The organism is Cystobacter fuscus, from assembly GCF_002305875.1.
Classification (GTDB): domain Bacteria; phylum Myxococcota; class Myxococcia; order Myxococcales; family Myxococcaceae; genus Cystobacter; species Cystobacter fuscus_A.
The window spans coordinates 450,291-472,799 of sequence record NZ_CP022098.1 but is presented as its reverse complement, the minus strand read 5'-3'; the positions used below and the strand labels follow the sequence as shown (position 1 = coordinate 472,799).

The 22,509-nt window shown below is 68.9% G+C and carries 17 protein-coding genes; 10 read left to right on the top strand and 7 right to left on the bottom strand.

Annotation, left to right across the window (positions count from 1 at the left end; translation table 11 throughout):
* Positions 1–76 precede the first annotated feature (76 nt).
* Positions 77–1,066: an ADYC domain-containing protein gene (locus tag CYFUS_RS02000; protein WP_157758186.1), complete on the top strand. Its 990-nt coding sequence runs from the start codon at positions 77–79 to the stop codon at positions 1,064–1,066.
* A 21-nt stretch (positions 1,067–1,087) separates the two neighbouring features.
* Here the strand turns inward: CYFUS_RS02000 and CYFUS_RS53755 are convergent, their stop codons facing one another.
* The 3 genes from CYFUS_RS53755 to CYFUS_RS01990 all read right to left on the bottom strand — a co-directional run bounded on the left by CYFUS_RS53755 (position 1,088) and on the right by CYFUS_RS01990 (position 3,510).
* Positions 1,088–1,210 (bottom strand): hypothetical protein, encoded by a 123-nt coding sequence (locus tag CYFUS_RS53755; RefSeq protein ID WP_269770197.1) that lies wholly within the window; start codon positions 1,208–1,210, stop codon positions 1,088–1,090.
* Between the two features lie 129 nt (positions 1,211–1,339).
* Entirely contained in the window at positions 1,340–2,326 is a 987-nt protein-coding gene (locus tag CYFUS_RS01995) for a ParA family protein (RefSeq protein ID WP_157758184.1), read from the bottom strand.
* Entirely contained in the window at positions 2,323–3,510 is a 1,188-nt protein-coding gene (locus CYFUS_RS01990) for an RNA-binding domain-containing protein (RefSeq protein ID WP_095983671.1), read from the bottom strand. Before CYFUS_RS01990 ends, CYFUS_RS01995 begins: the two co-directional genes overlap by 4 nt.
* 260 nt (positions 3,511–3,770) lie before the next feature.
* Between CYFUS_RS01990 and CYFUS_RS01985 the strand changes: the two genes are divergently transcribed.
* From CYFUS_RS01985 to CYFUS_RS01975, 3 genes are read left to right on the top strand one after another with little or no spacing between them, the layout of a single operon-like run.
* A complete protein-coding gene (locus CYFUS_RS01985) occupies positions 3,771–7,586 on the top strand; it encodes a serine/threonine-protein kinase PknK (protein WP_232537303.1) in 3,816 nt (1,271 codons plus the stop codon).
* A gap of 46 nt (positions 7,587–7,632) precedes the next feature.
* Positions 7,633–9,123, top strand: a complete 1,491-nt coding sequence (locus CYFUS_RS01980; RefSeq protein WP_095983670.1) for a hypothetical protein — start codon at positions 7,633–7,635, stop codon at positions 9,121–9,123.
* 17 nt (positions 9,124–9,140) lie between these two features.
* A complete protein-coding gene (locus CYFUS_RS01975; RefSeq protein ID WP_095983669.1) occupies positions 9,141–10,580 on the top strand; it encodes a serine/threonine-protein kinase in 1,440 nt (479 codons plus the stop codon).
* Positions 10,581–10,588: 8 nt separating this feature from the next.
* Here CYFUS_RS01975 and CYFUS_RS01970 read toward each other — a convergent pair whose 3' ends face one another.
* Positions 10,589–11,359, bottom strand: a complete 771-nt coding sequence (locus CYFUS_RS01970) for a hypothetical protein (RefSeq protein ID WP_095983668.1) — start codon at positions 11,357–11,359, stop codon at positions 10,589–10,591.
* Positions 11,356–11,964, bottom strand: a complete 609-nt coding sequence (locus CYFUS_RS52240; RefSeq protein WP_232537302.1) for a hypothetical protein — start codon at positions 11,962–11,964, stop codon at positions 11,356–11,358. Before CYFUS_RS52240 ends, CYFUS_RS01970 begins: the two co-directional genes overlap by 4 nt.
* A 158-nt stretch (positions 11,965–12,122) precedes the next feature.
* Between CYFUS_RS52240 and CYFUS_RS01960 the strand changes: the two genes are divergently transcribed.
* The 6 genes from CYFUS_RS01960 (at position 12,123) to CYFUS_RS01935 (ending at position 21,576) form a co-directional block, all read left to right on the top strand.
* A complete protein-coding gene (locus CYFUS_RS01960) occupies positions 12,123–12,836 on the top strand; it encodes an SDR family NAD(P)-dependent oxidoreductase (protein WP_095983667.1) in 714 nt (237 codons plus the stop codon).
* Between the two features lie 47 nt (positions 12,837–12,883).
* A complete protein-coding gene (locus tag CYFUS_RS01955) occupies positions 12,884–13,483 on the top strand; it encodes a TetR/AcrR family transcriptional regulator (RefSeq protein WP_095983666.1) in 600 nt (199 codons plus the stop codon).
* Positions 13,484–13,560: 77 nt separating this feature from the next.
* Positions 13,561–14,601, top strand: a complete 1,041-nt coding sequence (locus tag CYFUS_RS01950; RefSeq protein WP_095983665.1) for a hypothetical protein — start codon at positions 13,561–13,563, stop codon at positions 14,599–14,601.
* A gap of 5 nt (positions 14,602–14,606) precedes the next feature.
* Positions 14,607–15,077, top strand: coding sequence for a hypothetical protein (locus CYFUS_RS01945; RefSeq protein WP_095991742.1), 471 nt, complete (start codon positions 14,607–14,609; stop codon positions 15,075–15,077).
* Between the two features lie 33 nt (positions 15,078–15,110).
* Complete coding sequence (locus tag CYFUS_RS01940; protein WP_095983664.1) at positions 15,111–15,638, top strand: RBBP9/YdeN family alpha/beta hydrolase; 528 nt, start codon at positions 15,111–15,113, stop codon at positions 15,636–15,638.
* Positions 15,639–15,864: 226 nt separating this feature from the next.
* Positions 15,865–21,576, top strand: coding sequence for an AAA family ATPase (locus tag CYFUS_RS01935; protein WP_232537301.1), 5,712 nt, complete (start codon positions 15,865–15,867; stop codon positions 21,574–21,576).
* 74 nt (positions 21,577–21,650) lie between these two features.
* On the opposite strand, the gene CYFUS_RS01930 is transcribed toward CYFUS_RS01935, so the two are convergent.
* Both CYFUS_RS01930 and CYFUS_RS01925 read right to left on the bottom strand, forming a co-directional pair.
* On the bottom strand, positions 21,651–22,148 hold the full coding sequence (locus CYFUS_RS01930) for a type II TA system antitoxin MqsA family protein (RefSeq protein WP_095983662.1): 498 nt from the start codon (positions 22,146–22,148) through the stop codon (positions 21,651–21,653).
* Between the two features lie 32 nt (positions 22,149–22,180).
* Positions 22,181–22,456: a DUF4258 domain-containing protein gene (locus CYFUS_RS01925; protein ID WP_157758183.1), complete on the bottom strand. Its 276-nt coding sequence runs from the start codon at positions 22,454–22,456 to the stop codon at positions 22,181–22,183.
* Positions 22,457–22,509: the final 53 nt, after the last annotated feature.

Genomic DNA, 22,509 nt, shown 5'->3' with positions numbered 1-22,509 from the left:
TTGTCGTTGAGTCCACGGATGGCTTCCCTATTGCCCGTCCAGTGGACACTCTCCCTCCCGCCCTCCGAGGACCTCCATGCGTTCCCTCCCGACCTCTCCCTGGCTCCTTGGAGCCTTGCTGCTGGGTGCCTGCGCGGGCCCCATCGAGCCCGACAGCAACCCGGACGCCGAGCTGGCCATCGCCGCGGATCCGCTCCAGGCGGAGAACGGGGGCAACCTCAACGGCGGCAATCTCAACGGCGGCAACCTCAACGGCAACGACCTGTCCAACTTCGTCGTCAGCGTGAACTTCAATCCGGCGCGCAAGAACGGCTACACGGTGGACAACGTGTGGCTCCAGGGCACCACCTTCTATGGCTATGAGGACGGCCGCGTCATCCGCGACCGGGAGTTCATCGGCGTGGACTTCCAGGGCAACCTGGGTGACGGCGCGGGCGGCACCGTGCGCATGCGCATCACCGGGATGAACCAGGCGCCGGCGCCCAACACGGACATCACGCTCTACAGCGTGCAGTACTTCGACACCACGGACTACGGCTGGAAGCCGGCCTGCCGCGATGCCGCGGGAACCGTCGTGCAAGCCATTCCCATCGCGGGCGTGTGGAACTACCAGCAGGACGTGCCCGGCGGGGGCTCGAAGTACAGCGACCCCGAGCGCTTCACCTTCGCCTGTCTGGGGGGCGCCATCGCCAAGTGCACGCTCTGGGGCTACCGGCCCTGGGCCAGCTACAACGGCACCCCGCTCGAGCAGTACCACCAGGCCTGCACGCGGCTGGTGCGCGCGGACTACTGCGGCAATGGCAAGACGTACACGGTCCCCGGCAACCGTATCAACCTCTACGATCCCCTCGGCATCCAGCAGGACACCGAGGGCTGGTTCTTCGAGGCGGCGTGGGACGTGAACGGCGCGAAGTGCTTCTACGCGCTCAACCGCACCCACTCGCAGCTGCCCTGCTTCAGCTCCCGGCAGGACCTGCTGTGCGGTCTGGACCTGGGCTCGAGCAACATGGGCATGCTGCTGGCCAACGAGACGCCCGGTACCCTGGGGATGGATCCGGGCTGGTAGCCCGCCCGGAGCCGGACGCGCTCAATCACAGTCGTACTTGAAGTCGCGGCGCACGGGGCCGTCGTCCAGCCCCGGCGTCCCCGAGTACTCCTCGTGCACGAGCCGTCCCTGGGCATCGCGCTCGTGGGTGCGCCGGGCATCCACGACGCCATCCTCATTGCCATCCCACTCGGTGTGTCCCGAAGTTCGTCCCGAGCTCGAACACCTCGCCACCGCCGCGCTTTCACTGCCTCTACGTGCGTCTCCTCCTCGGAATGACGAACGGACATCCTCTTACGTTGGTTTCTCCACCCCACACTGCATGACGAGCAACGTCGCCAATCCCTCGAAATCCTGGAAACACTCGTGGACGAGAGGAGCGTAGCTGCCGACGGCACCGTCCGCGGGCGTCAGGTCGAACATGGGCTTTCGTGCCTCCTGCGCCATGGACATCAAGCTGCCGTAATTGCGCAGGAGCGCGAGACAGCTCTCGTCATGGTCATCCCGAGGTATCTCCGTCTCCTTCACGCCGAGAACCTCCGTCGCGTAGACAGCGGGAATCTGGTTCATCCATTGCGCCTGGAACCGAGTGCGACGCCCCTGGAAGAAGTTCAGCCGAAGCGCCACATACCCCACGGGAGCCATGCGTCCCTCAGGCAATTCAGCCGAGGAATTCCCGACACGCTGGCGGAGGTGTCGCCACTCCTCACGCCACTGTCTGATAAATGGACCAAGGACCTTGAGGCCGTGCAATGAGAACGTATCGGCCGCCACCGGGAAGACGAGGAAGTCCGCGGCGAGAAGCGCGGTCTGGTTGATGGAGCCCAAGCCACTGCCCAGATCGAGGAGCGCCACCGCGCTCTTCGTCTCCTGGCCGGCCCGCTGCACGACCCGATGGAAGGCGGAAAGTCGCGAGAACGCGGACCGCTCACCCGAGTGACACTCGAACCGAGCCTCCGCCAAGGGTCCATCCAGACTCCAGAGGGCGGGCTCCCCAGCGAGGCCCCAGAGAGACTCCGTGACGACGAAGGGATTGGGTCTTCCGATGTCCTCCTGGCCATCCATCAGTGGAGCGAGGCTCGAAAGGACCGTATGAGTCCCCTCATCCCACATCTCTTCCAGACGTTTGTCGCCAAGAAGCAGGGAGGACAATGTCGCGAGGGGATCCAGATCCACCGCCAGCGTCGGATAACCCAGACGTGGCAGCATATGCGCCAGATGATAGACCAGACTCGTCTTGCCCGCGCCGCCCGTGCCACTGACGAAGGCAATCGTCTTCACGATGCGCTCCGGAGCGTCACCAGCATGTGAGTCGGCTCGATGACGAACTCGGCGGGAGGGTTGCCATTACCAGCCAATGCGGCCTCCGCACGCGCGATCCCCACACCAAAACGTTCCACATACCCCAGGACCTTCATGGCCTCGCCCAGTACCGGGTTGCGGTAGTCACTCACGCTGCGGAAGTTCTGCGGCGTCACCTGCCCATAAAGTCCGCCAGGACTGTGGATCTCCACCTTGCTCGCGAACCAGTTGAGACGTACGGGCGCGCTGGTGTGCTCATAGTTGCGGTGAAGCAATGCGTTGAGGGCCAACTCCCTGACGGCGATGATCGGATAGTCGGAGCGTTCCTCCGCGACCAGACGCGGCCCCTGGACCCGTGCCGTTCGCACCTGGAGGGGCAGCAACGTGTCGAGTTGGATCAAGGTCGTGAAGAGGTTGCCCTTCAGCTCCTTCTGATCCTGCACGGGATCGACCTGGGTATCCCCGTTGAAGCGGACGAACTGGATATACGCGCCCGGGACGAACTCCAGCGGGTTCTTCCCAAAGAGCAGAATGGCGGCGTAGGTGGGCTCTCCCCGGCGAAGATCGAAGAGCCGCAGGGCCGCCAGCTTCTCTTCCACGGATCTGTGATTCTCGGCGAGCACACTCCGGGCCACGGCTCTCGGAAGGTAGTCGTTGAGGATGGAGTCGATCGCCAGGTCATCGAGCCGCGCACCTGGACAGGCCCGCTGGTCGAACGTCCGTGCATTCGCGATGCTCCGCTCGGACAGAACCCGCTCCTCATCCGCGGTGGCGGTCGCCCGGCGTGGCCCCACTCTCACCCAGACCTGGCCCTTGAACCGAACCGGAGGCGCCGCCGCCGGGAACACCTCGACCACGGCCACGGAGGCTCCACGAAAGACGACCTTCTCGACATTCATCCGGGGTGGCGGGAGGATGTTTCCATCCGAGCGCATGTCCGCCAGCGTCAGGAGATTCTGGTCGGTGATGGGCTTGCCCGTCGGCACGCCAGCATCGTCGACCCCCACGAAGAGATAGCCGGGTAGACCCGTTGCGGGCAGGTCATTGGCGAAGGCGCAGATGGCCTGACGAATCTTCTCCGGGTCACTCAGCGACTGCTTGCGCTCGACCCGGTGGGACTCCAGGTCCACCAGCAACCGCTCCAGCTCCTCGACCCGCAGCATCACGCCTCCTCCCAGTGAGGACCATAGAGATGAGCCCCTGGAGGGTCAATGGAGGCACGTCCCTCCTGCACGGGCGTCCTCACAACCGCGAACTCCACGTTGGTCCACTCCAGCACGCGTCCCAGTTCGTGCTGGACCTCGATGTCCACAGCGCCCTTGTTGGACTCGCGAAGAGAGCAGCCCGGCGAGCACCCGCATCCGCTTCCACGCGCCCGCTCTGCTAACCTCACGGAACGGTCCACCACCGCCCCCCCCCTCTCATGCGCTGCCCGGTCTGCTACCGCCGACTCACCCCCGGCACCGCCTGTCCCCTCCACGCGGAGCGGCCCCGGCTCCCTCTCGAGGAGCTCGAGCCCCTCTCGCCTCCCCACGTGCCCGGACTCCCACTCCTCGCCCCCCTGGGCGTCGGAGGCTTCTCCCAGGTCTTCTCCGCCCGCCGGGAGCAGGACGGCACCGAGGTGGCCGTGAAGGTGGCCCTCGCCGCCTCCGCCTCGCCCCGCTTCACCCACGAGGCCGCCGCCCTGCGCCGCGTGGGGCCTCCCACCGTCCCCGCCCTCCTGGGACAGGGAGAGCTGCCCGGAGGCCGGGCCTTCCTCGTGCTCGAACGTCTGCGGGGACAGACGCTCGCCGCCTGGATGGCCGCGCTCCCCGGTTCCGGCGCCGCCTCGCTCCCCCACGTGCGCGAGCTGCTCTCCGGCCTGTGCACCGCCCTGGAGCACGTCCACGGCGTGGGGCTCGTCCACCGCGACCTCAAGCCCGAGAACCTCTTCCTGCGCGAGGGCGGCGCGCTCAGCCTCCTGGACCTCGGCCTCGCGTACTTCCTCGACGCCCCGGACGCCAGGGAGCCCGAGGCCTCCGTCCGCCTCACCCGCACCGGCGAGCGGCTCGGCACCCCCTTCTACATGTCGCCCGAGCAGTGCCTCGCCTCGCCCGGCGTGGACACGCGCGCGGACCTCTACGCGCTCGGTGTCCTCCTCTTCGAGCTGCTCACCGGCACCCCGCCCTTCACCGGCGGGCCGGACGAGGTGCGGCGGGGCCATGTGAGCCTCCGCCCTCCCCTCGCCTCCGAGCGCGCCGCCCTGCCCCGGGCCCTCGACGACGTCCTCCTGCGCTGCCTCGCCAAGGAGCCCGCGGAGCGCTTCGCCTCGGCCTCCGCGCTGCTCGCCGCCTTCGACGCCGCGTGCCTCACCGCGTCCGCCCCCCCCACCGCGCCCGAGCTTCCCCAGCGCCCCACGCCCTCCCAGGGAGTGCGGCCCGTGGCCCTGCTCGGCGTGGCCGGAGACGTGGAGGCCCCATGGCTCGCCGCGGCCGTCTCTCCCGAGGGCGGACTGCTCGCGCGCGTCCACCCGGGCCGCTACCTCGTCGCCTTCCCCGAGCACCCCTCGGCCGAGGCGGGACTGCGCGCCGCCCTGCGCGCCGCGCGTCCCCTCTCCCGAGAGCCCGGCGTGTCCACCGTGCTCCACCTCGCCCCGCTGCGCGTGCGCCCCGGAGTCTCGCAGCTGCGGCTCGCCGGCGAGGCCCTGGACGCGCCCGACACCTGGTGGCCCCGCGAGGGCCTCACCCCCGAGGCCGCGCTCGCGCTCGGCGAGGGCGCCATCACGCCCGGCCCGGAAGACACCTCCCCCGAGGCCGAGCCCCCGCCCCTGTTCGGCCGTGACGCGCTGCTCGACACCCTGTGCGCGGACGCGGCCCGTGCCTTCTCGGGCCCGGGCCCGGGGCTGACCGTGCTCACCGGCGAGCCGGGACTCGGCAAGACGCGCGTGCTCGATGCGCTCGCCACGCGCCTGGAGGCGGAGCCCGGCGTGCGCGTGGTGCGCCTCGCCGCGCCCCCACCCGATTCGACGCCAGGGGATGCCCTGCTCCACGCGCTGTGGGACGCCCTCACCACCCCCCTGCCCTTTCCCGCCCCCACCCGGCGCCAGGCACTCGCCCGCGCCGTGGCCGAGGCCCTGCGCCAATCCGTCACCCGGGGGCCGCTGGCCCTGCTGCTGGACGACGCGCACCAGGCGGACCCCACCACCCTGGACACGCTGGAGGTGGCCACGCTCGCCGCGCCGGGCGTGCCCCTGTGGGTGTGCGCCGCGGCGCGTCCCGAGCTGCGCGGCCTGCGTCCGCTGCTGGGCGAGCGCGCCGGGCACCTCGCGCACCATGTGCTGCCGCCGCTCGCGCCCGAGGCCCAGCGCGCGCTCCTGCGCCACCTGCTGCGCCCCGCCGAGTTCATCCCCGAGCCGGTGCTCGCCCGCCTGGAGCAACTGACGCAAGGCGTGCCCCTGTCCCTGGTGGAGGTGGCGCGGGCGCTGCGCACCTCGGGCGCGCTGCGCGCCACGGCGGACGGCGAGGGTTACGTGGCCGCGGACGAGCTGCTCCACGTCTCGGTGACGCCCCTCTTCGAGCGGCTCGCGGCGCGTGCGCTGGCGGTGCTGCCCGAGGCGCACCAGGGGCTGGCGCGGCTGTGCGCGGTGCTCGGCCAGGAGGTGACGGTGGCGCGGGTGGACGCGGCCCAGCGGCACCTGGAGAAGAAGGAGGACACCGCGCGCATGGCGAACCTGGACGCGGGCACGGGGCTCGCGCGACTGGAACGCGCGGGCCTGCTGCGCGCGGTGGGGCCCGGGCGCCATGCCTTCCGCCAGCCCCAGTTGCGTGAGGCGCTCGAGCGGGCGCTGCCTCCCACCTGGCGCCGGGCCCTGCACCTGGCGGCCCTGCGCGCGCTCCCCGACGGGGAGTCGGAGCCGCGCGCACGCGCGCGTCATGCCGCGGCCAGTGGCGCGCACGAGGAAGCCTTCGCCGCCTGGTTCGCGCTCGGCGAGGCCGCGCGACGCGCCCACCGTCACGTGGAGGCCGAGCAGGACTACACCCACGCGCTCGCGCAGCTCCCCGAGGGAGACCGGGAGCGCCGGGCGCGGGTGCTGGCCGGCCGGGGCCGGGTGCGCTACCGCACCCACCGCTTCCACGAGGCGCTGGCGGACCTGGGACAAGCGCGCGCGCTGGCCCGGGCCCTGGGGAACACCGCCCTGGAGGTGGACCTGCTCCTGGAGGAGGCCACGCTCGTGGACTGGCTGGAGGACGCCGAGGGCTCGGCGGCGCGCACCCGCGAGGCGTTGGAGAAGGCCGAGGCGCTGGATGACCCGCGGCTGTCGGTGCGCTGCTCACTCGCTCGCGCGCGGCAGTCCTGGCGGGAGGGGGACTGGGCGCGCGCCACGCGGCTGCTCACCGCCACGGTGGAGGCGGCCACGCTCGCGCGGGACACGGAGACGCGCATCATCGCGTTGATGATGCAGGGCACGGGACTCGCGCTCGACGGCCAGGAGGCCCCCGCCGCGGCGGCCTTCGACGAGGCGCTCGCGCTGAGCCAGCGAGAGGGGGACGCGCTGCACCGGGCCGCGACCCTCATCAACCGCACCTTCCTGTGGCGCCTGCGAGGGGACCTCGAGGGCACCGAGAGAGATTTGCGCGAGGCCATCGCCCTGGGGCGCGAGCTGGGACATGCGCAGGTGGAGCGCTGGAGCGTGGGGCAGCTCGCCGAGTGCCTGCACTGGATGGGGCGCGACGCGGAGGCGCTGGGGCTCGCGCGACGGGCGCACGAGCTGGGCGTGCGCTTCTTCGGGGCGCACCCGGTGGCGGTGGACGCGGTGTTGCTCGCGCGCGTGGCCCTGGCGCTGGGGGACGCACGGCAGGCGCGCACGCTGCTCGACTGGCTCGACGCCCACTGCGAGCCGGAGCAGACCCCACCCAACACGCGGGCCCTCTGGCGACTGGTGGCGCTGCGCGTGGCGGAGGCGGAGTCCGGCACCCGCGACGCCGCCGCATGGCGCGCGCTCGCGGACGAGGCCACTCCGGACACCTCGGGCGACGAGCTCACGGAGGTGCTGCACCAGGCCGCCGTGGCCGCGTGGGAGGCCGGCGCCTGGGACGAGGCCCGGCAGTGGCTCGTCCGCGCGCGCGACACCGCCCGGGCCTCCCCCCTGTGGCGCTCGAGGCTGGACGCCCTCGCTGTGGACTGGGAGGCAACACCCACACCCGAGACCCGTGGCCTCCCCGGCAACAGCCCTTCACCCCTCCCCCTTTCTCGAAGGTGAACCCCGGGCCCTCCGGCTGGTCCACCTCCTGCATCCGAGGCCGAACATGAATTTCTCGCGAGTCCAACCCTTCCAGAAGCCCATGTCCTTCCCGCTCCGGGCCCTCCTCCTGGGAGTGGCGTTGTCGAGCGGGGCCACGGGTTGTCAGCCGGAGCAGGACAGCGGGCGGGAGGAGGCGACACGCACCGGGGAGCACTCGCTGCGGGTGGCCAACTCACTCACCACCCAGGCCCTGGCGCTCAACGCCATCACCACCAACCCCTCGGCGAGCGCGATGCTCATCGGTGGCGGCTTGCAGAACATGTTCTACCCGCTGGGGGGCAGCTACGCCTCGCTGCAGCGGCAGCTCCTGGACACGGACGCACAGCAGCTCATGTCCTACCTGGTGAGCTGCGCGCTGGACGCGAGCAGTCAGGTGCCGTGGGTGGATCCCACCTCGGGCACGCCGCGCACCTGGAAGGGCAAGCTCGGGCTGTGTCCCGAGTGGAAGACCGGAGCTCCCAGCCCGGAGTGCAAGAACCGGGTGTCGGCCTGTCTGCTCGCGCGCAACAACGCCCTGGGCCGCCGCGTGGAGTTGTCGCTGCGGGGAGAGGATCCCTCGCGGCCCGGACTCTTCGCGCTGGAGGGCGTGACGCTTCCGGTGGAGTACGATCCCGTCACGGATGCGCCGGTGCCCAGCTACACCGCCTGCTCCACGCCGAGCACCGTGACGACGCGCGATTGTGGCTGGAAGGGGGACGGCATCGGGCGGTGCGTGCCGGGGCAGCTCGTACGGCTGGGAGCGGGCGCGCGTGCGCCGGACCAGTGCGGCACGGGCGCGGTGTTGGGCTCGGCGAGCGGCGCCCCGATGATGCTGCGCGCCTGCGAGGGCATCACCGGGTGCGATGACGGGAGCGCGCGGCGTCTGGCGCACGGCGTGGGCTCGTGCAGTACGAACCAGCCGTCGATGACCTTCACCTGTCCGGCCTCGGGCGTCTTCAGCGTGATGAGCCAGGCGGCCAACAGCACGCAGACGGGCGCGGTGTCGGTGCAGGAGGAGACGGGCACGCCGGCGGGCACGGCCTATCCCCTCTCGGAGGCCGAGGTGTTCTCCGTGCGCGAGGGAGCGTACTTCGGCAACATCTTCGAGCCGTCCGCCCTCGGGGCGACGGTGTACGTCGACGACACCGGGAAGATCCACGGCAAGCAGCAGGTCATCCGGGGCTCGGTGTACCGCAAGATGTACTCGTGCCAGGCGGCGGGCTGGAGCGACGCGGCGGCCTACGCGGCGAACCGGCTGTGCGCGCTGCCCTCGAGCGGCTCCAACTGCGCGGCGATCCCCACGGGCACCTGCGTGAACCCGACGGCCCCCACCTATCCGAGCTCCCGGTGCGCGCTCTCGGACGGGCCCGTGGTGGACGGGGACATGGACTTCGAGAAGTGCCGCGACTCGACGACGGGCGCGATGTGGAACGAGCCCATCACCGTGTTCCTGCATGACGCGTGCGCCCTGATGTCCAAGGCGCCCGAGTCCTGCAGGATGAACGGCCAGAAGTAGAGGGAAGAGACACGGCCATGACCCACAAGCGGGACGACGCCTATCCCTGGCCGGACGCCGCCGAGCCGAGCGCCCAATCCCTGTATGGAGAGGAATTGTCACCGGGGGCGCTCGTGGGGGGCTCCGTGGTCGAGGGGGTGCGCTATCGGGGCAGCGCGGCGACGCTCTACCGGGCCCGAGCGGCGCGGACGGGCGAGCCCGTGGCGCTCAAGGTGCTGCACCTCCAGTTCGCCACCGCGCGGGGCGCCCTGCGCCGCTTCCAGCAGGAGGGGGAGACCCTGCGCAGGCTGCGCCATCCCCACATCGTGGACGTGATGGAGCACGGCACGCTGCCGGACGGACGGCCCTTCATCGCCATGGAGTGGCTGGAGGGGAGGGATCTGGCGGCGGAGCTGGCGGCACGAGGCCCCCTGTCGGCGCGGGAGGCACTGGAGGTGCTCGAGCAGGTGGGCTCGGCACTGCGGGCGGCGCACGGGGCGGGCGTGGTGCACCGGGACTTGAAGGCACAGAACGTGGTGGTGGGCGCGGGGACGGCGGGCCCGCATGTGAAACTGGTGGACTTCGGGGTGGCGAAGCTGCTGGCGCCAGAGGACGCGGGCACGGGCGCGACGAGCACGGGGCTGCTCTTGGGTACGCCCCTGTCCATGGCGCCGGAGCAGATCCGCGGCGAGACGCCCGACGCGCGCACGGACCTCTATGGGCTGGGGGTGCTGCTGTACCAGCTCGTCACCGGACAGCCGCCCTTCCTGGGCCCCACGCAGGTGGAGCTGGAGGAGCAGCACCTGCACGCGCCGGTGCCGAGGGCGAGTGAGCGGGCGCCGGTGCCGGTTGGGCTGGACGCGGTGGTGGCGCGGTGCATGGAGAAGCAGCGGGAGGCACGCTACCCGGGGGTGGACGCGGTGCTGGAGGAGTTGCGGCGGGTGGTGCGGGGCGAGGGCGCGGGCCGCATCCGGCAGGTACGGGCGCTGGGGCTGTACGTGGAGGCGCGGCCGTGGGGACGGGTGGACGACACCACCCTGGACACGGTGGACGCGCGGCTGGAGGGCGTGCGCGCGAGGATGGATGCGCAGGGGCTGACGGTGATGGTGGAAGGCAGTGGCTTCCTGTTGGGGGTGGCGGCGCTGCCGGAAGAGCCCGAGGCGGAACGGGAGTTCCGGCGGCGGGTGTTGGAGATGGCGTTGACGCTCGCGGAGGAGCCCGGGGCACGGACGGAGGAGGCTCGGGTCTCCCTGGAGCCCACGCTTCACGTGGACCTGGCGACGCTGCGCTCGGATGGACTGGGAGGAGTGGGCCTGGGCGGTGGCCGGTTGATGCGCCTGTCGGCCTGGACGGGGGAACACCCGGGGCGGGGCGTGCTGGTGACGAGGGAGGCGCTGACGGGTCTGGAGACGGGCCTGCACTCCCGGCCCCTCACCAGCGGCGCGCAGCTGAGTCACGTCTGGCGCGAGGCGCACTGAGCCACGTCTCAGGCGTCCCGCAGGGCCATGGAGAGCGGATAGAGCGCCCGGTGATTGACGTTGGGATGGTACACGGCGAGATGAAACTCCCCCGCGATCAGCACCCACGTACGTAGCGGCGGATGGGATTGCGCACGCAGCCAGGCTTGCGCCTCCTCGCGGGTGGCGAACGAGGCGCTGGCCACCGGCGGGTCATTCATTTCGAGCCAGCCGAGATAGCGCTCGAGATCCCGGTTCCAGGGCAAGCGTCTGAAATTACTTTCGCGATCGTAGGCCACGTCATGATAGCGGTCGCCAATCAAGACATCGGCGAACACGGGCGGGCTCGGATGGTTCCTGAGCCATGATTCCGCCTGAGCACTCGTCTCGAACGCGGCCACGACCATGGGGGGAGCGTTGGATTCGACACGCTCGAGGAATCCCGCCAGGGATTCGTACTGGCAGGTCGAGGAAATGAAACGAAGCGCATCGAGAATGGCGCGGATGGCGTCCTGTTCTCCGGCGGACGCGGGGTCATCGAGAAGACTCCTGAAGAAGCGCTCCGTCTTGCTCAGGAGTTCTCTCAGCTCCGGTGCGCACTCCTCCGGGGTCATGGTGGAAGACCGCACCTCATGGCCTTCTCGAAAGTCCAGGAAGGAATACCATTGGCCCGTGGCGGAGATGAAGTCCAAGGTATCCCGGGCGAGGCCGAAAATCCGCGCCTGCTCTTGAGTCTGCCCCTCGCTCCAACGCCTCCCAATCACCTGCTGGGCATCTGAGAGAACCATGGGGTCCTTCATGGATGCACCGCCAGGAATGAGGACTCGGAAGCCGCTTTGGACGAGGCGAGGACGAGGACGGGAGCGAGCCACAGCGCGCCCCCACCACTCGCCCCGACAACGACGACGAACGACACGCCCGCGATCACGACAACAGCCCCCACCAGCAACTTCTCGCTATTTCGTTCAATCCAATCGACCGCGTCATCCACAGCATGAAACTTCACGGCCTTGCCTTCAGCCAATTCCTTGAGCCTGCTGCAATCGAGATACGGCTGCCTGCACGCCCGACGACAATGCTCTTTCTTGGAGCCAATTTTCATATGGCTCCAATGACGGCCGCTCAATCCCGCGAGGCACATGCTCTCACACGCGACAAGCTCCTCGTCACAGTCCCGGTTGAAGGACACCTGGATGACACGGCTTTGCAAGTCGCGAGAATCCGCCAGATACGGATATTCGACCCGGAATGCCTCGATGGGCTTCCATGAATGGGTCATCTGCCCATCTGCCCCTCTTTCAACGACGAGGACGTGCCTGGCCAATTCCCGAGCATCGCGAGGGGCTGGAGTCACGTGACGGGTCGCGCCACACGACAGCAGCAATACGCAGAGGCTCGAAGCCATGAGCCGTTCGACAGCTGATAAGGGTCGCATAGAAGCCGGTGTTCTCGCACGTCCCACACGCCATTTCCACTGTCCGCGTCCGCAGCGGAGCGTTCATCCACGGACGGAAAAAAGCGTGGGTCTTGAGCCCCGGCCCCTCGAGCATTAGTCCCGAGGCCATGACGACCCAGGTAGCGGCGGTGTTTGGAGTAGGCCCGGGATTGGGCGCGGCGGTGGCCCGGCGTTTCGCGCGCGAGGGCCATGCGGTGGCGTTGCTCGCACGTGGCGAGGCGGCGGCGCGCGAGGTCCGCGCCGATATCCAGAAAGAGGGAGGACGCGCGGAAGTATTCACCGCGGACGCGGGAGACGCAGGCTCGGTCTCGGCCGCCTTCTCCCGCATCAGCGCGGAGCTGGGTGCCCCCGAGGTGCTCGTCTACAACGCGGGCGCCTTCCACGTGGCGAGCGTGCTCGAGCTGGATCCCGCCACCTTCGAGGCCGCCTGGCGCACCAACTGCCTGGGTGGCTTCCTGTGCGCGCGCGAGGTGCTCCCCGCCATGCTCGAGCGCGGACGTGGCACCCTGCTCTTCAGCGGCGCCACAGCGTCCTTGCGCGGCGGTGCGCGCTTCGCGGGACTGGCCGTGGGCAAGTTCGGCCTGCGGGCCCTCGCCCAATCACTTGCACGAGAAGTCGGACCCCAGGGCATCCACGTGGCCCACGTGGTCATCGATGGGATGATCGACACGCCCCGCGTGCGCGGCATGGCCCCGGAGCGAAGCACCGCGACACTGCTCTCCCCGGAGGACCTGGCGGAGACGTACTGGCAATTGCACCGGCAGCCCGCCTCCGCCTGGACACAGGAGCTGGATGTACGCCCCGCGGGCGAGAAGTTCTGAACCCGTGGAACTTGACGAAGCACGACCGGTCGTGCTTTTTCCGGGACATGGCGAAGCGCGCCCCCAAGACGAACGAGCGGATCCTCCAGGAGGGTCTCGCCCTGATGAGCCAGGAAGGCCTGGCGGGAGTCACGATCGGCCGGCTGGCGGAACAGGTGGGGATGTCGAAGAGCGGGCTCTTCGCCCACTTCCGCGGCAAGGAAGACATCCAGGTGGGTCTGCTCGAATACGCCGGCCGCTTCTTCCTCCCGCGCGTCCTCGAGCCCGCGATGAAGGCGCCCGAGGGGCTCCCCCGATTGGAATCCCTGGTGCGGCATTGGCTGGGATGGGCGAAGCGGGCGGGACTCCCGGGGGGCTGCGCCGTGGCCGCCGCGATGTTCGAGCTCGACGACGTGGAGAGCCCCGTCCGGGAGTATGTCCTCGACCTCGAGGCGCAGTGGCGCGCCACGCTGGGGCAGTTCGTCCAGCAGGCGGTTGACCTCGGGCACCTGCGCGCCGGACTCGATGTCGAACAATTCGTCTGGGAACTCTGTGGCATCTACCTGAGCCATCACACCTCGAGCCGCTTCGTGCGGGACCCGCGCGCCGACGAGCGGGCCCGCGTGGCCTTCGAGGCGCTCGTGAACCGGGCCCGTCCCGGGAAGTAGCCGCGCTGTCTGGATTTGTCCGCGAACGCGGGCGGGCGTCGAGCCGACGCTCCCCGCATGCCTTCAGGTGTCTGTTCATGCTCTCCGCACGCGCTGGTGCAGTCCTGCTCATTCTGGGCCTGGGGATGGGGTGTGCCCGGAAGCCCTCGGACACGTGGACCGAGGTGGACGGAGGCGTGCGCTGCGAGGGCGACCCCCGCCACCTGGCCTGCACCGGCCTGTATGGCGAAGGCGGGACGGGGTGGACGGCGAGGCAGCTCGGTCCGGGCGTCCGAGCCTTCACGCCCGGGCTCCAGCTCTGGAGCGATGGCCTGGAGAAGTCCCGCTTCGTGTGGCTGCCTCCGGGGACGCGGGTGGACACCTCGCGCATGGACGAGTGGCGCTTCCCGGTGGGCACGAAGTTCTGGAAGGAGTTCCGCTGGAAGGGCCGGCGCATCGAGACCCGCTTCATGTGGAAGCGCGCCGACGGCTCCTGGCTGCGGACGACCTACCGCTGGAGCGAGGACGAGCGCGTGGCGCTCGAGCTCACCGGGGGCGAGCGAGACGTGCCCGGCACTCCGGGCTTCGAGATTCCCAGTCAGCTCGACTGCCAGGCGTGCCATCGGGGACGGGAAGATGGCGTCCTCGGCTTCGAGGCGGTGGCGCTCGCGCACGAGGCGGCCTCGGGGCTGACGCTCGGGCAGCTCGCCGAGGAGGGACTGCTCACGCACCCGCCTGGCCAGGCGCCCCGCATCCCGGGAACACCCGTCGAGCGCGAGGCCCTGGGCTGGTTGCACATGAATTGTGGCGTCTCGTGCCACAACGCGAACGAGACGGCCCTGGCGAGCTTTTCGGGCCCGCGGCTCCGGTTGGAATCGCAGGAGCTCGCTTCCGTCCAGGCCACGGGGACGTTCCGGACGGCGGTGGGAGTGCCCTCGCAGTTCCGGCCCTCGTTCGGTGCTGGCGGGAAGTTCCTGCGGGTCGCTCCCGGAGATGGCTCGCACAGCTCCCTGCTGTACCGGATCGGCAGCCGCGAGCCGGCGATCCAGATGCCGCCCCTGGGCACGCACGTCGTGGACGAGGTCGGCCGCGCCGCCGTCCGCCGCTGGATCGAGACGCTGCAAAGGACAACCCCGTGAAGGACATGCTCTATCAAGGCGTTCTCTTCCTGCACTCCTGGCTGCGCTGGGGCGTGGTGATGCTGGGCCTCGTCACCTTCGCCCGGGCGGTACGGGGCTGGGCGGGCGGCCTCGAGTGGACCCGGACGGACCAGCGCGTGCGGCTGCTCTTCATCACCCTGCTCGACAGTCAGGTGTTGCTCGGACTGACGCTCTACTTCGTGCTCAGTCCGCTGACGCCCCGGAGTCTGGAGGGCCTGCGGTCGGTCATGTCCATCTCCGTGCTCCGCTTCTTCGGCCTCGAGCACGCGACGACGATGCTGATGGCGCTCGTCATCGCGCATGTCGCCTCCGTCGCGAGCCGCAAGGCCCGGGACTCCAAGGCGAAGCATGGCCGGTGGGTGGTGGGACTGCTCATCGCGCTGCTGTGCATCGCGGCGGGGATCCCCTGGCCCGGGCTGCCCTACGGAAGACCGCTCCTGAGGACCTTTGGATAGCCGTGGCGAGTGGGCTTGCGGCATCATCGCTCCATGTCCACGCCCCTGCTCATCCTTCCCGGCTACGGCGACTCCGGCCCACAGCACTGGCAGAGCCTCTGGGAGCGGCTCCTTCCTGGGGCGACCCGGGTCCAACAGCGTGATTGGGAGAATCCAGCGCTCGACGACTGGGTAGCGGCACTCGATGCGGCGATCTCCACCTGTGCCGGGCCTCCGGTCCTGGTGGCACACTCGCTCGGGGTCAGTGCCACGGCGCACTGGGCGGCGCGCTACCACCGTCCCATCCGAGGGGCGTTCCTGGTGGCGCCTCCGGACCTCGACAACCCCGAGGTCCCCGTGCCCTGCCGCTCCTTCGCGCCCATGCCACGCCAGCGCCTGCCCTTCCGCTCCATCCTCGTCGCCTCACGCGACGACCCCTATGCCTCCTTCGAGTGCTCCGCGCAGATGGCTCATGACTGGGGCAGCAGGTTGGAGGACGCGGGCCACACGGGTCACATCAACTCCGCCTCTGGCCTGGGCGAGTGGCCCTGGGGACAGGCGCTCCTGCGCGAGTTGCTGTGAGCCGATGAACCGGCGCCCATTCGCGCACTTGCCTTGGCTCGGCTCGGGTTCCGGACGAGATCGTGAGGCCCCTGTCCGAGCAAGGGCGCACGGGGCTCGGGGTTGATTCGGTCCGTCGGGGTTCGTACGATCTCCTGGTGTCGTGGCGTTGTCGGCTCGCGCGCTCGCGCGTTGAGAGTGGCCCGGGCGTCGGCCATTCCATGGCCGATGGGGGGCTGCAATGGCCATGACGACGAACACCGCCTCGCCCTACACCATCGTCGAGACCCTCCAGGAAGGCCATGGCACGCGCCTGCTCCGCGCGGTCCGGAACACCGATCATCACCCGGTCGTCCTCAAGGTCATCGACTCGAAGCGCAGCCGCCCCCGGGACCTCGAGCGCTTGAAGCATGAGCTCGAGATTGCAAAGGCGCTGGATGTCCGGAGCGTCACCCGTCCGCTCGCCATCGAGACGTACGAGGGTATGCCGGTCCTCATCCTGGAGGATTTTGGCGGCGAATCGCTCGATCACCTCCTCGGCGCCCCCATGGACACCGAGCGCTTCCTCCTCCTCGCCCTGCACATCGCGGAGGCGGTCGCGGACATCCACCGGCAGAGCGTCGTCCACAAGGATCTCAAGCCCCAGAACATCCTCGTCGGGGCCGCCACGGGTGAGGTGAAGCTGACGGACTTCAGTATCGCCTCACGCCTTCCTCGCGAGCACTCGTCCCCGTGCAGCCCGCGTCATATCGAGGGCTCCCTGCCCTATATGTCTCCCGAGCAGACCGGACGGACGAACCGCGCGATCGACAGCCGCTCCGATCTCTACTCGCTCGGCGTCACGTACTACCAGATGCTCACGGGCAGGCTTCCGTTCGACGCGCGAGATCCCCTGGAGTGGGTCCATTCCCACATCGCTCGCCTGCCTCCGCCTCCTCGCGAGATCGTCCCCGAGATCCCCGAGACACTCTCGCGCATCGTGATGAAGCTGCTGGCCAAGGCGGCGGACGAGCGCTACCAGAGCGCACGCGGTCTCGCCCACGATCTGGAGAGAGGCCTGGAGCAATGGCGCGAGCACGGCACTCTCGAGCCGTTCCCCTTGGGTGAGCGGGACATCGCCGGCCTCCTCCGGATTCCCCAGAGACTCTACGGACGCGAGGCCGAGCTCGCCCACCTGCGCGACGCCTTCGCCCGTGTGGTGTCCCGGGGGATGACAGAGCTCGTGCTCGTGGGCGGGAACTCCGGCATCGGTAAATCCTCGCTCGTGCGCGAGCTCCACGAAACCGTTGTCCGGGCCGGAGGCAACTTCCTGTCGGGCAAGTTCGAGCCGTACGCGAGGAACGTTCCGTATGCCACCCTCGCGCAAGCCTTCAAGGCACTCGTGCTCGACCTGCTGGCCGAGGACGAGGAGCGACTGCGCGCCACGAAGCAGGCGCTCTGGGATGCGCTCGGCCCGAACAGCAAGCTGATCCTCGACGTGATCCCCCCGCTCGAGCACCTCCTCGGAAGGTTGCCGCCCGTCGCCGAGCTGCCGCCCACCGACGCGGAGCGACGGTTCCGCGGCGTCTTCCGGAAGTTCCTGGGTGTGCTCGCGACGCGGGAACATCCCCTCGTCCTATTCCTCGATGATCTTCAATGGGCTGATTCGAGCAGCCTCGGTCTCATCGAGGAGCTCCTCGTCGAGCCCGGGACGAGCCACTTCCTCCTCATCGGGACCTGGCGCGACAACGAGGTCTCCTCACACCCGCTCACGCTGGCCCTCGAGCGGATACGGAAGACCTCCGCGCGGGTGAGTGGGATTGTCCTCGCGCCGCTCCGGCTGGAGCACGTGGTCCAGCTCGTGACGGACACGGTGCACGCGGTGGACCCGGAGCACGCCCGTCCTCTCGCCACCCTCGTCTACGAGAAGACGGGAGGCACCCCCTTCTTCATCCTCCAATTCCTGACGACCCTGTACGAGGAGCGACTGCTCGAGTTCGACGAGTCCTCCGCGACCTGGCGGTGGGACATCGAGCGGATCCGCCAGAAGGGCTACACGGACAACGTCGTCGACTTCCTGCTCGGAAAGCTCGTGGGGCTCCCGGCCACCGTGCAGGACGTTCTCGAAACCGCGGCCTGCATCGGGAGCAAGGGAAGGATCGCCCTCCTCGCGCTGGCCGGCGGGCTGTCCGAGCAGGAGACCCGCCAGGGCCTGGGTGATGCGGTCCGGGAGGGACTCATCCACGCCTCGCGAGAGACCTATGCCTTCGCACATGACCGCGTGCAACAGGCCGCCTACTCCCTCCTGTCCGAAGGGCACCGGCGCGAGCTGCACCTGCGGATCGGCCGTCTGCTCCTGGCGAGTACCCCGCTGGACGAGTTCGAGGAGCGGCTCTTCGAAGCCGTGACCCAGCTCGATCTGGGCGCGGCCATGGTGACGGATCCGCGGGAACGAGTCCGTATCGCGGAGCTGAACCTGCGCGCCGCGCGCAAGGCCAAGGCTTCCGCGGCCTACCGCATCGCCGCCAGCTATCTCGCCACGGGAATGGAGATGCTCGACCGTGACTCCTGGGAGCACCAGTACGGACTCACCCACGAGTTGTTCCTGGAGCGGGCGCAGTGCGAATTCCAGAGCGGAAACTTCGGCGAGGCCAGGCGGCTCTTCCCCGTGCTCCTGCGGCACGCCCGGACCCGCGCCGACAGGGCCGCCGTCTCTTGCATCCAGATCCATACCTCCCTCACCCAGGGGGAACTCGGCGAGTGCATCGAGACCGCGCTCGCGGGACTCCGGATGTTCGGGATCGAGATGTCGCCGCATCCCTCGGCGGGCGAGGTGGAGCAGGTCTATCGCTCCATCTGGAGCCACCTCGGCAACCGGTCGATCGAGGATCTCCTCGCGCAGCCCCCCATGACGGACCCCGACGTGCAGGCCGCCATGAACATCCTGGCCAGTCTGCGCCTGCCCGCGTTCGCCTCGGACCTCCACCTCCTCTCCCTGACCCTCTGCCACGCGATGCTCCTCAGCCTTCGCCATGGCAATGCCGCCGCCTCACCTCCCATCTACGCCTGGTTTGGCCTGATCCTGTGCCACGTGTACCACCGATACGAGGAAGGATATCGGTTCGCCAGGGTCGCCCTCGACCTGGTGGAGAGGCCCGGGTTCACCGCAGGCAAGGCGAAGATGTACTCGTGCCTGGGCGCCGTCTCGTTCTGGAGCCGCCCCATCGACACGAGCCTGGAGCACATGCGTACCACCATCCGGGTTGGCGTGGAGGAGGGAGACGTGCTGGCGAGTTGTTACGCCTGGTACCACATCGTCAGCCAGATGTTCGTGCGGGGCGATAACCTGGCGGAACTCCATCGCGAATCAGAGCGGGGCCTCGACTTCATCCAACGGGCCCGGTTCCAGGATGCCCACGATACCCTTCTCGTCGTGGATCGCTTCGTCCAGGCCTTGCGTGGGAAGACCCGGCACCTCTCGAGTTTCGATGACGAGCACTTTGGCGAGCTGGCGTTCGAGTCTCGACTGCTCGGGGGCCAGAACAAGACGCTGATGTGCCTGTACCACTTGATGCGGCTCGCGGCGCGGTTCATGGCGGGTGACTACGCGGAGGCCCTCGCCGCGGGCAGGCGGGGCAAGGAGCTGCTGGGGTCCTGCCTCGCCCTGGTCCACGTCTACCTCTTTCATTTCCATGACGCCCTGGCACTGGCGGCAGTCTACTCAGAGCTCCCGTCCGAACAGCGGCGAGAAGCCCTGGACGGCCTCTCCGCGCACCGCGAGCAACTCCGGGAGTGGGCGGAGAACTACCCGCCGACCTTCCAGAGCGCCCATCTCCTCGTCTCCGCGGAGCTCGCCCACCTGTCGGATCGGGGTGAGGAGGCCATGCGGCTCTACGAGGAGGCCATCCGATCGGCCCGGAAGAACGGCCTCGTGCAGCACGAGGGGCTCGCCTACGAGTTCGCGGCGCGGTTCTACCGGGCACGCGGGCTCGAGTTGATCGCCGACACGTACCTGCGCGAGGCCCGCGCCTGCTATGTGCACTGGGGGGCCGAAGGCAAGGTGAAGTGGCTCGACCAGCGTCATCCCCACCTCGTGGAGCGACAGCCCCTCGAGCCCCTGGTCACCATCTCCGCCCGGACCGAGCAGCTCGATCTGCTCTCGGTGTTCAAGGCGTCGCAGAGCATCTCGGGAGAGATCATCCTCGACAAGCTCCTGCGCACGCTGCTCGAGGTCGTGCTCGAGCAGGGCGGAGCGCAGAAGGGCTGTTTGCTCCTCTCCAGGGGCGGTGCCCTCTCGATCGAGGCCGAGGCGGCACTCATCCAGGGAAGAGGGGTGGTGACACAGGTCCTGCAGTCACAGCCCCTCTCGTCGTCGACGCGCGTCCCCATCTCGATCGTCCATTATGTGGTGCGGACGAAGGAACGCGTGATCCTCGACGACGCCGCCGCGGCCGTGAAATACGCCTCGGACGCGTACATGGTTCACGCCCGGCCCAGGTCGCTCCTGTGTCTGCCCATCCTCCGGCAGGCCGAGGTGGTCGGTCTGCTGTACCTGGAGAACAACCTCGTCCCTGGCGCGTTCACGCACGAGCGGCTCGCCGCGCTCGAGATCCTCGCCTCCCAGGCCGCCATCTCCCTGGAGAATGCGCTGCTGCTCTCCAGGGAGCAGTCAGCCCGGGCGATGGCCGAACTCGCGGAGCGCCGCTCGAGGTTCCTCGCCGAGGCAGGAGAACTCCTCTCGGAGTCACTCCAGTATGAGGAGACACTCACGAGGCTCAGTCGACTGTGTGTCCGCGCGATGGCCAGCTGGTGTGTGATCGATCTCATGGAGGACGGAGAGCTCCGCCGCCTGGCCGGTGCGCATGTCGATCCCGCGAAGGAACCCCTGCTCCAGGAGCTCCAGCTGCATCATCCGCCTCGCCAGGGTTCGGCTCACGGGGCGACCCGGGTGCAGCGCAGCCACCAGCCGCTCGTCCTGCCGGAGCTGTCCGACGACATCATCCGGAGCATGACCGACAACGAAGAGCACCTGCGGATCATCCATGCCCTGGGGAGCCGTACGGCGCTGGTCGTACCGATCATGATGCGTGGACAGCTGCTCGGGGTGATCAGCCTCGTCTCGGGAGAGCCGGGGTTTCGCTACGGAAGCGCCGAACTCGAGCTGGCGCAGGAGGTGGCGCGCCGCGCCGCGACCGCCATCGACAATGCGCGGCTCTATGGGAAGACGCAGGAGGCCATCCGTGTGAGGGACGAGTTCCTGTCCGTGGCGTCGCATGAGTTCAATACGCCGCTGACCTCCCTCACGCTCTCGCTTCAATCCCTGAGCAGGTCCCTCCGGGAGGGACGGCTCGTCGAGCCACAGGAGCTGAAGAGGCTGCTCGAGCGCGCGCTGCAGCAGGGAGCACGCCTCGGCAGGCTGAACCGCGCCCTCCTCGACGTCTCACTGCTCCATTCGGGGCGCCTTCCCCTGGAGCTCACGGACGTCGATCTCGGGGCCGTCGTCCGAGAGACGGTCGATCACTTCGCACCAGAGCTGGCGCGGGCCCGATGTCCCATCTCGCTCCAGGAGGAGGCCCGAGCGGTGGGCAGGTGGGATCGCACCCGCCTCGGGCTGGTCGTCGCCAACCTCCTGTCCAATGCCATCAAGTTCGGGGCGGGTCAGCCCATCGAGATCCACCTCGGGAGGCTCGACGGAAAAGCACGCTTGAGCGTCACGGACCATGGAATCGGCGTCGAGCCGGACCAACGTGCCCGGATCTTCGGCCGCTTCGAGCGCGCCGTCTCGGAAAGACACTACGGCGGGTTGGGCCTCGGTCTGTACATCAGCCGAGGGATCGCCGAGGCGCATGGGGGGACGATCCAGGTCGAGAGCCAACCGGGAGAGGGAGCGACCTTCACGGTCGAGCTTCCGTGTACCGACCTGAATCCCGAAGGAGGCCATGATCCCATGAGGCGCTCGGCAGGGGCCTGGCTCTCTTGACTGTGAGAAAGTGGCTCTCTGGCATTTTGTGAGATCGCCACGTGAGTGGCGGTCCGCGGTGCCGTGCTACTGATTCAAACCTGCGCGCCCAAATCGGCCGGCTCCCAATGCGTTTGGACCGACTGAAATGCCATCAACTCAGACTGGCGCTTCTCCACATCCACCTCTTCCAGTTCCGCCAGGTGGTAGTCGGTCATCCGCTCCTCATGCACCACCATGAGACGCAGAACCATCTCTGCGGTCCAGCCCATGTCCTGCTTGCCCGTCTCCCACCTCGACACGGTCTCCGGCGCCACGCGCATCCGGCGCGCGAAATCTTCTCCAGAGAACCCCAGATACTTTCGCAGAAAACGGACCTCCTTGGCGGTCAACCGGGCCCGCTTCCTCACCAACGTCAGCGCCAAACTGCGGTGCAGTGCCTCCACGCGCGGCAACACCAGCTCCCATTCTCCGCAGGTCGCGCAGCGGCGAACTTCCACCCCCACCAGCGTCACGTTATCCAGGCCAGACTCGGTGTATCGGTGGTTCTCCCGGCGCGTCTCCATCTTCCCGCCGCAGTTCAGGCACTCCATTGCCTTTCGTCCTTTCCTATGGATGGGGGCACCTACCTCCGCCAAGCGGTCACGACCACCATGTCCAGCTCGGGTCGAAACGCCACCACCACGACGTATCGCGGAGTGGACACGCGATAGCGCCAACTACCTCGCTCCCACTCGGCCTCCGTCTCAATGCGACCGCCACGAAGGACGTTGATCGCGTCCTGCGTGGTCATGTCGTCTGCGTCCAACTCCTCAAGAGCGTGGCGTGAGAAGGACACCTGTCCTTCCTTCAAGCAGCGCTGAACCAGCTTCATCGCTTCGTTCCGGTTCAGCCGATTCACCCCCGCCCTCCTGTCAGCACCTTGCACTTGATGTAACATCAAGGGTTGACGTA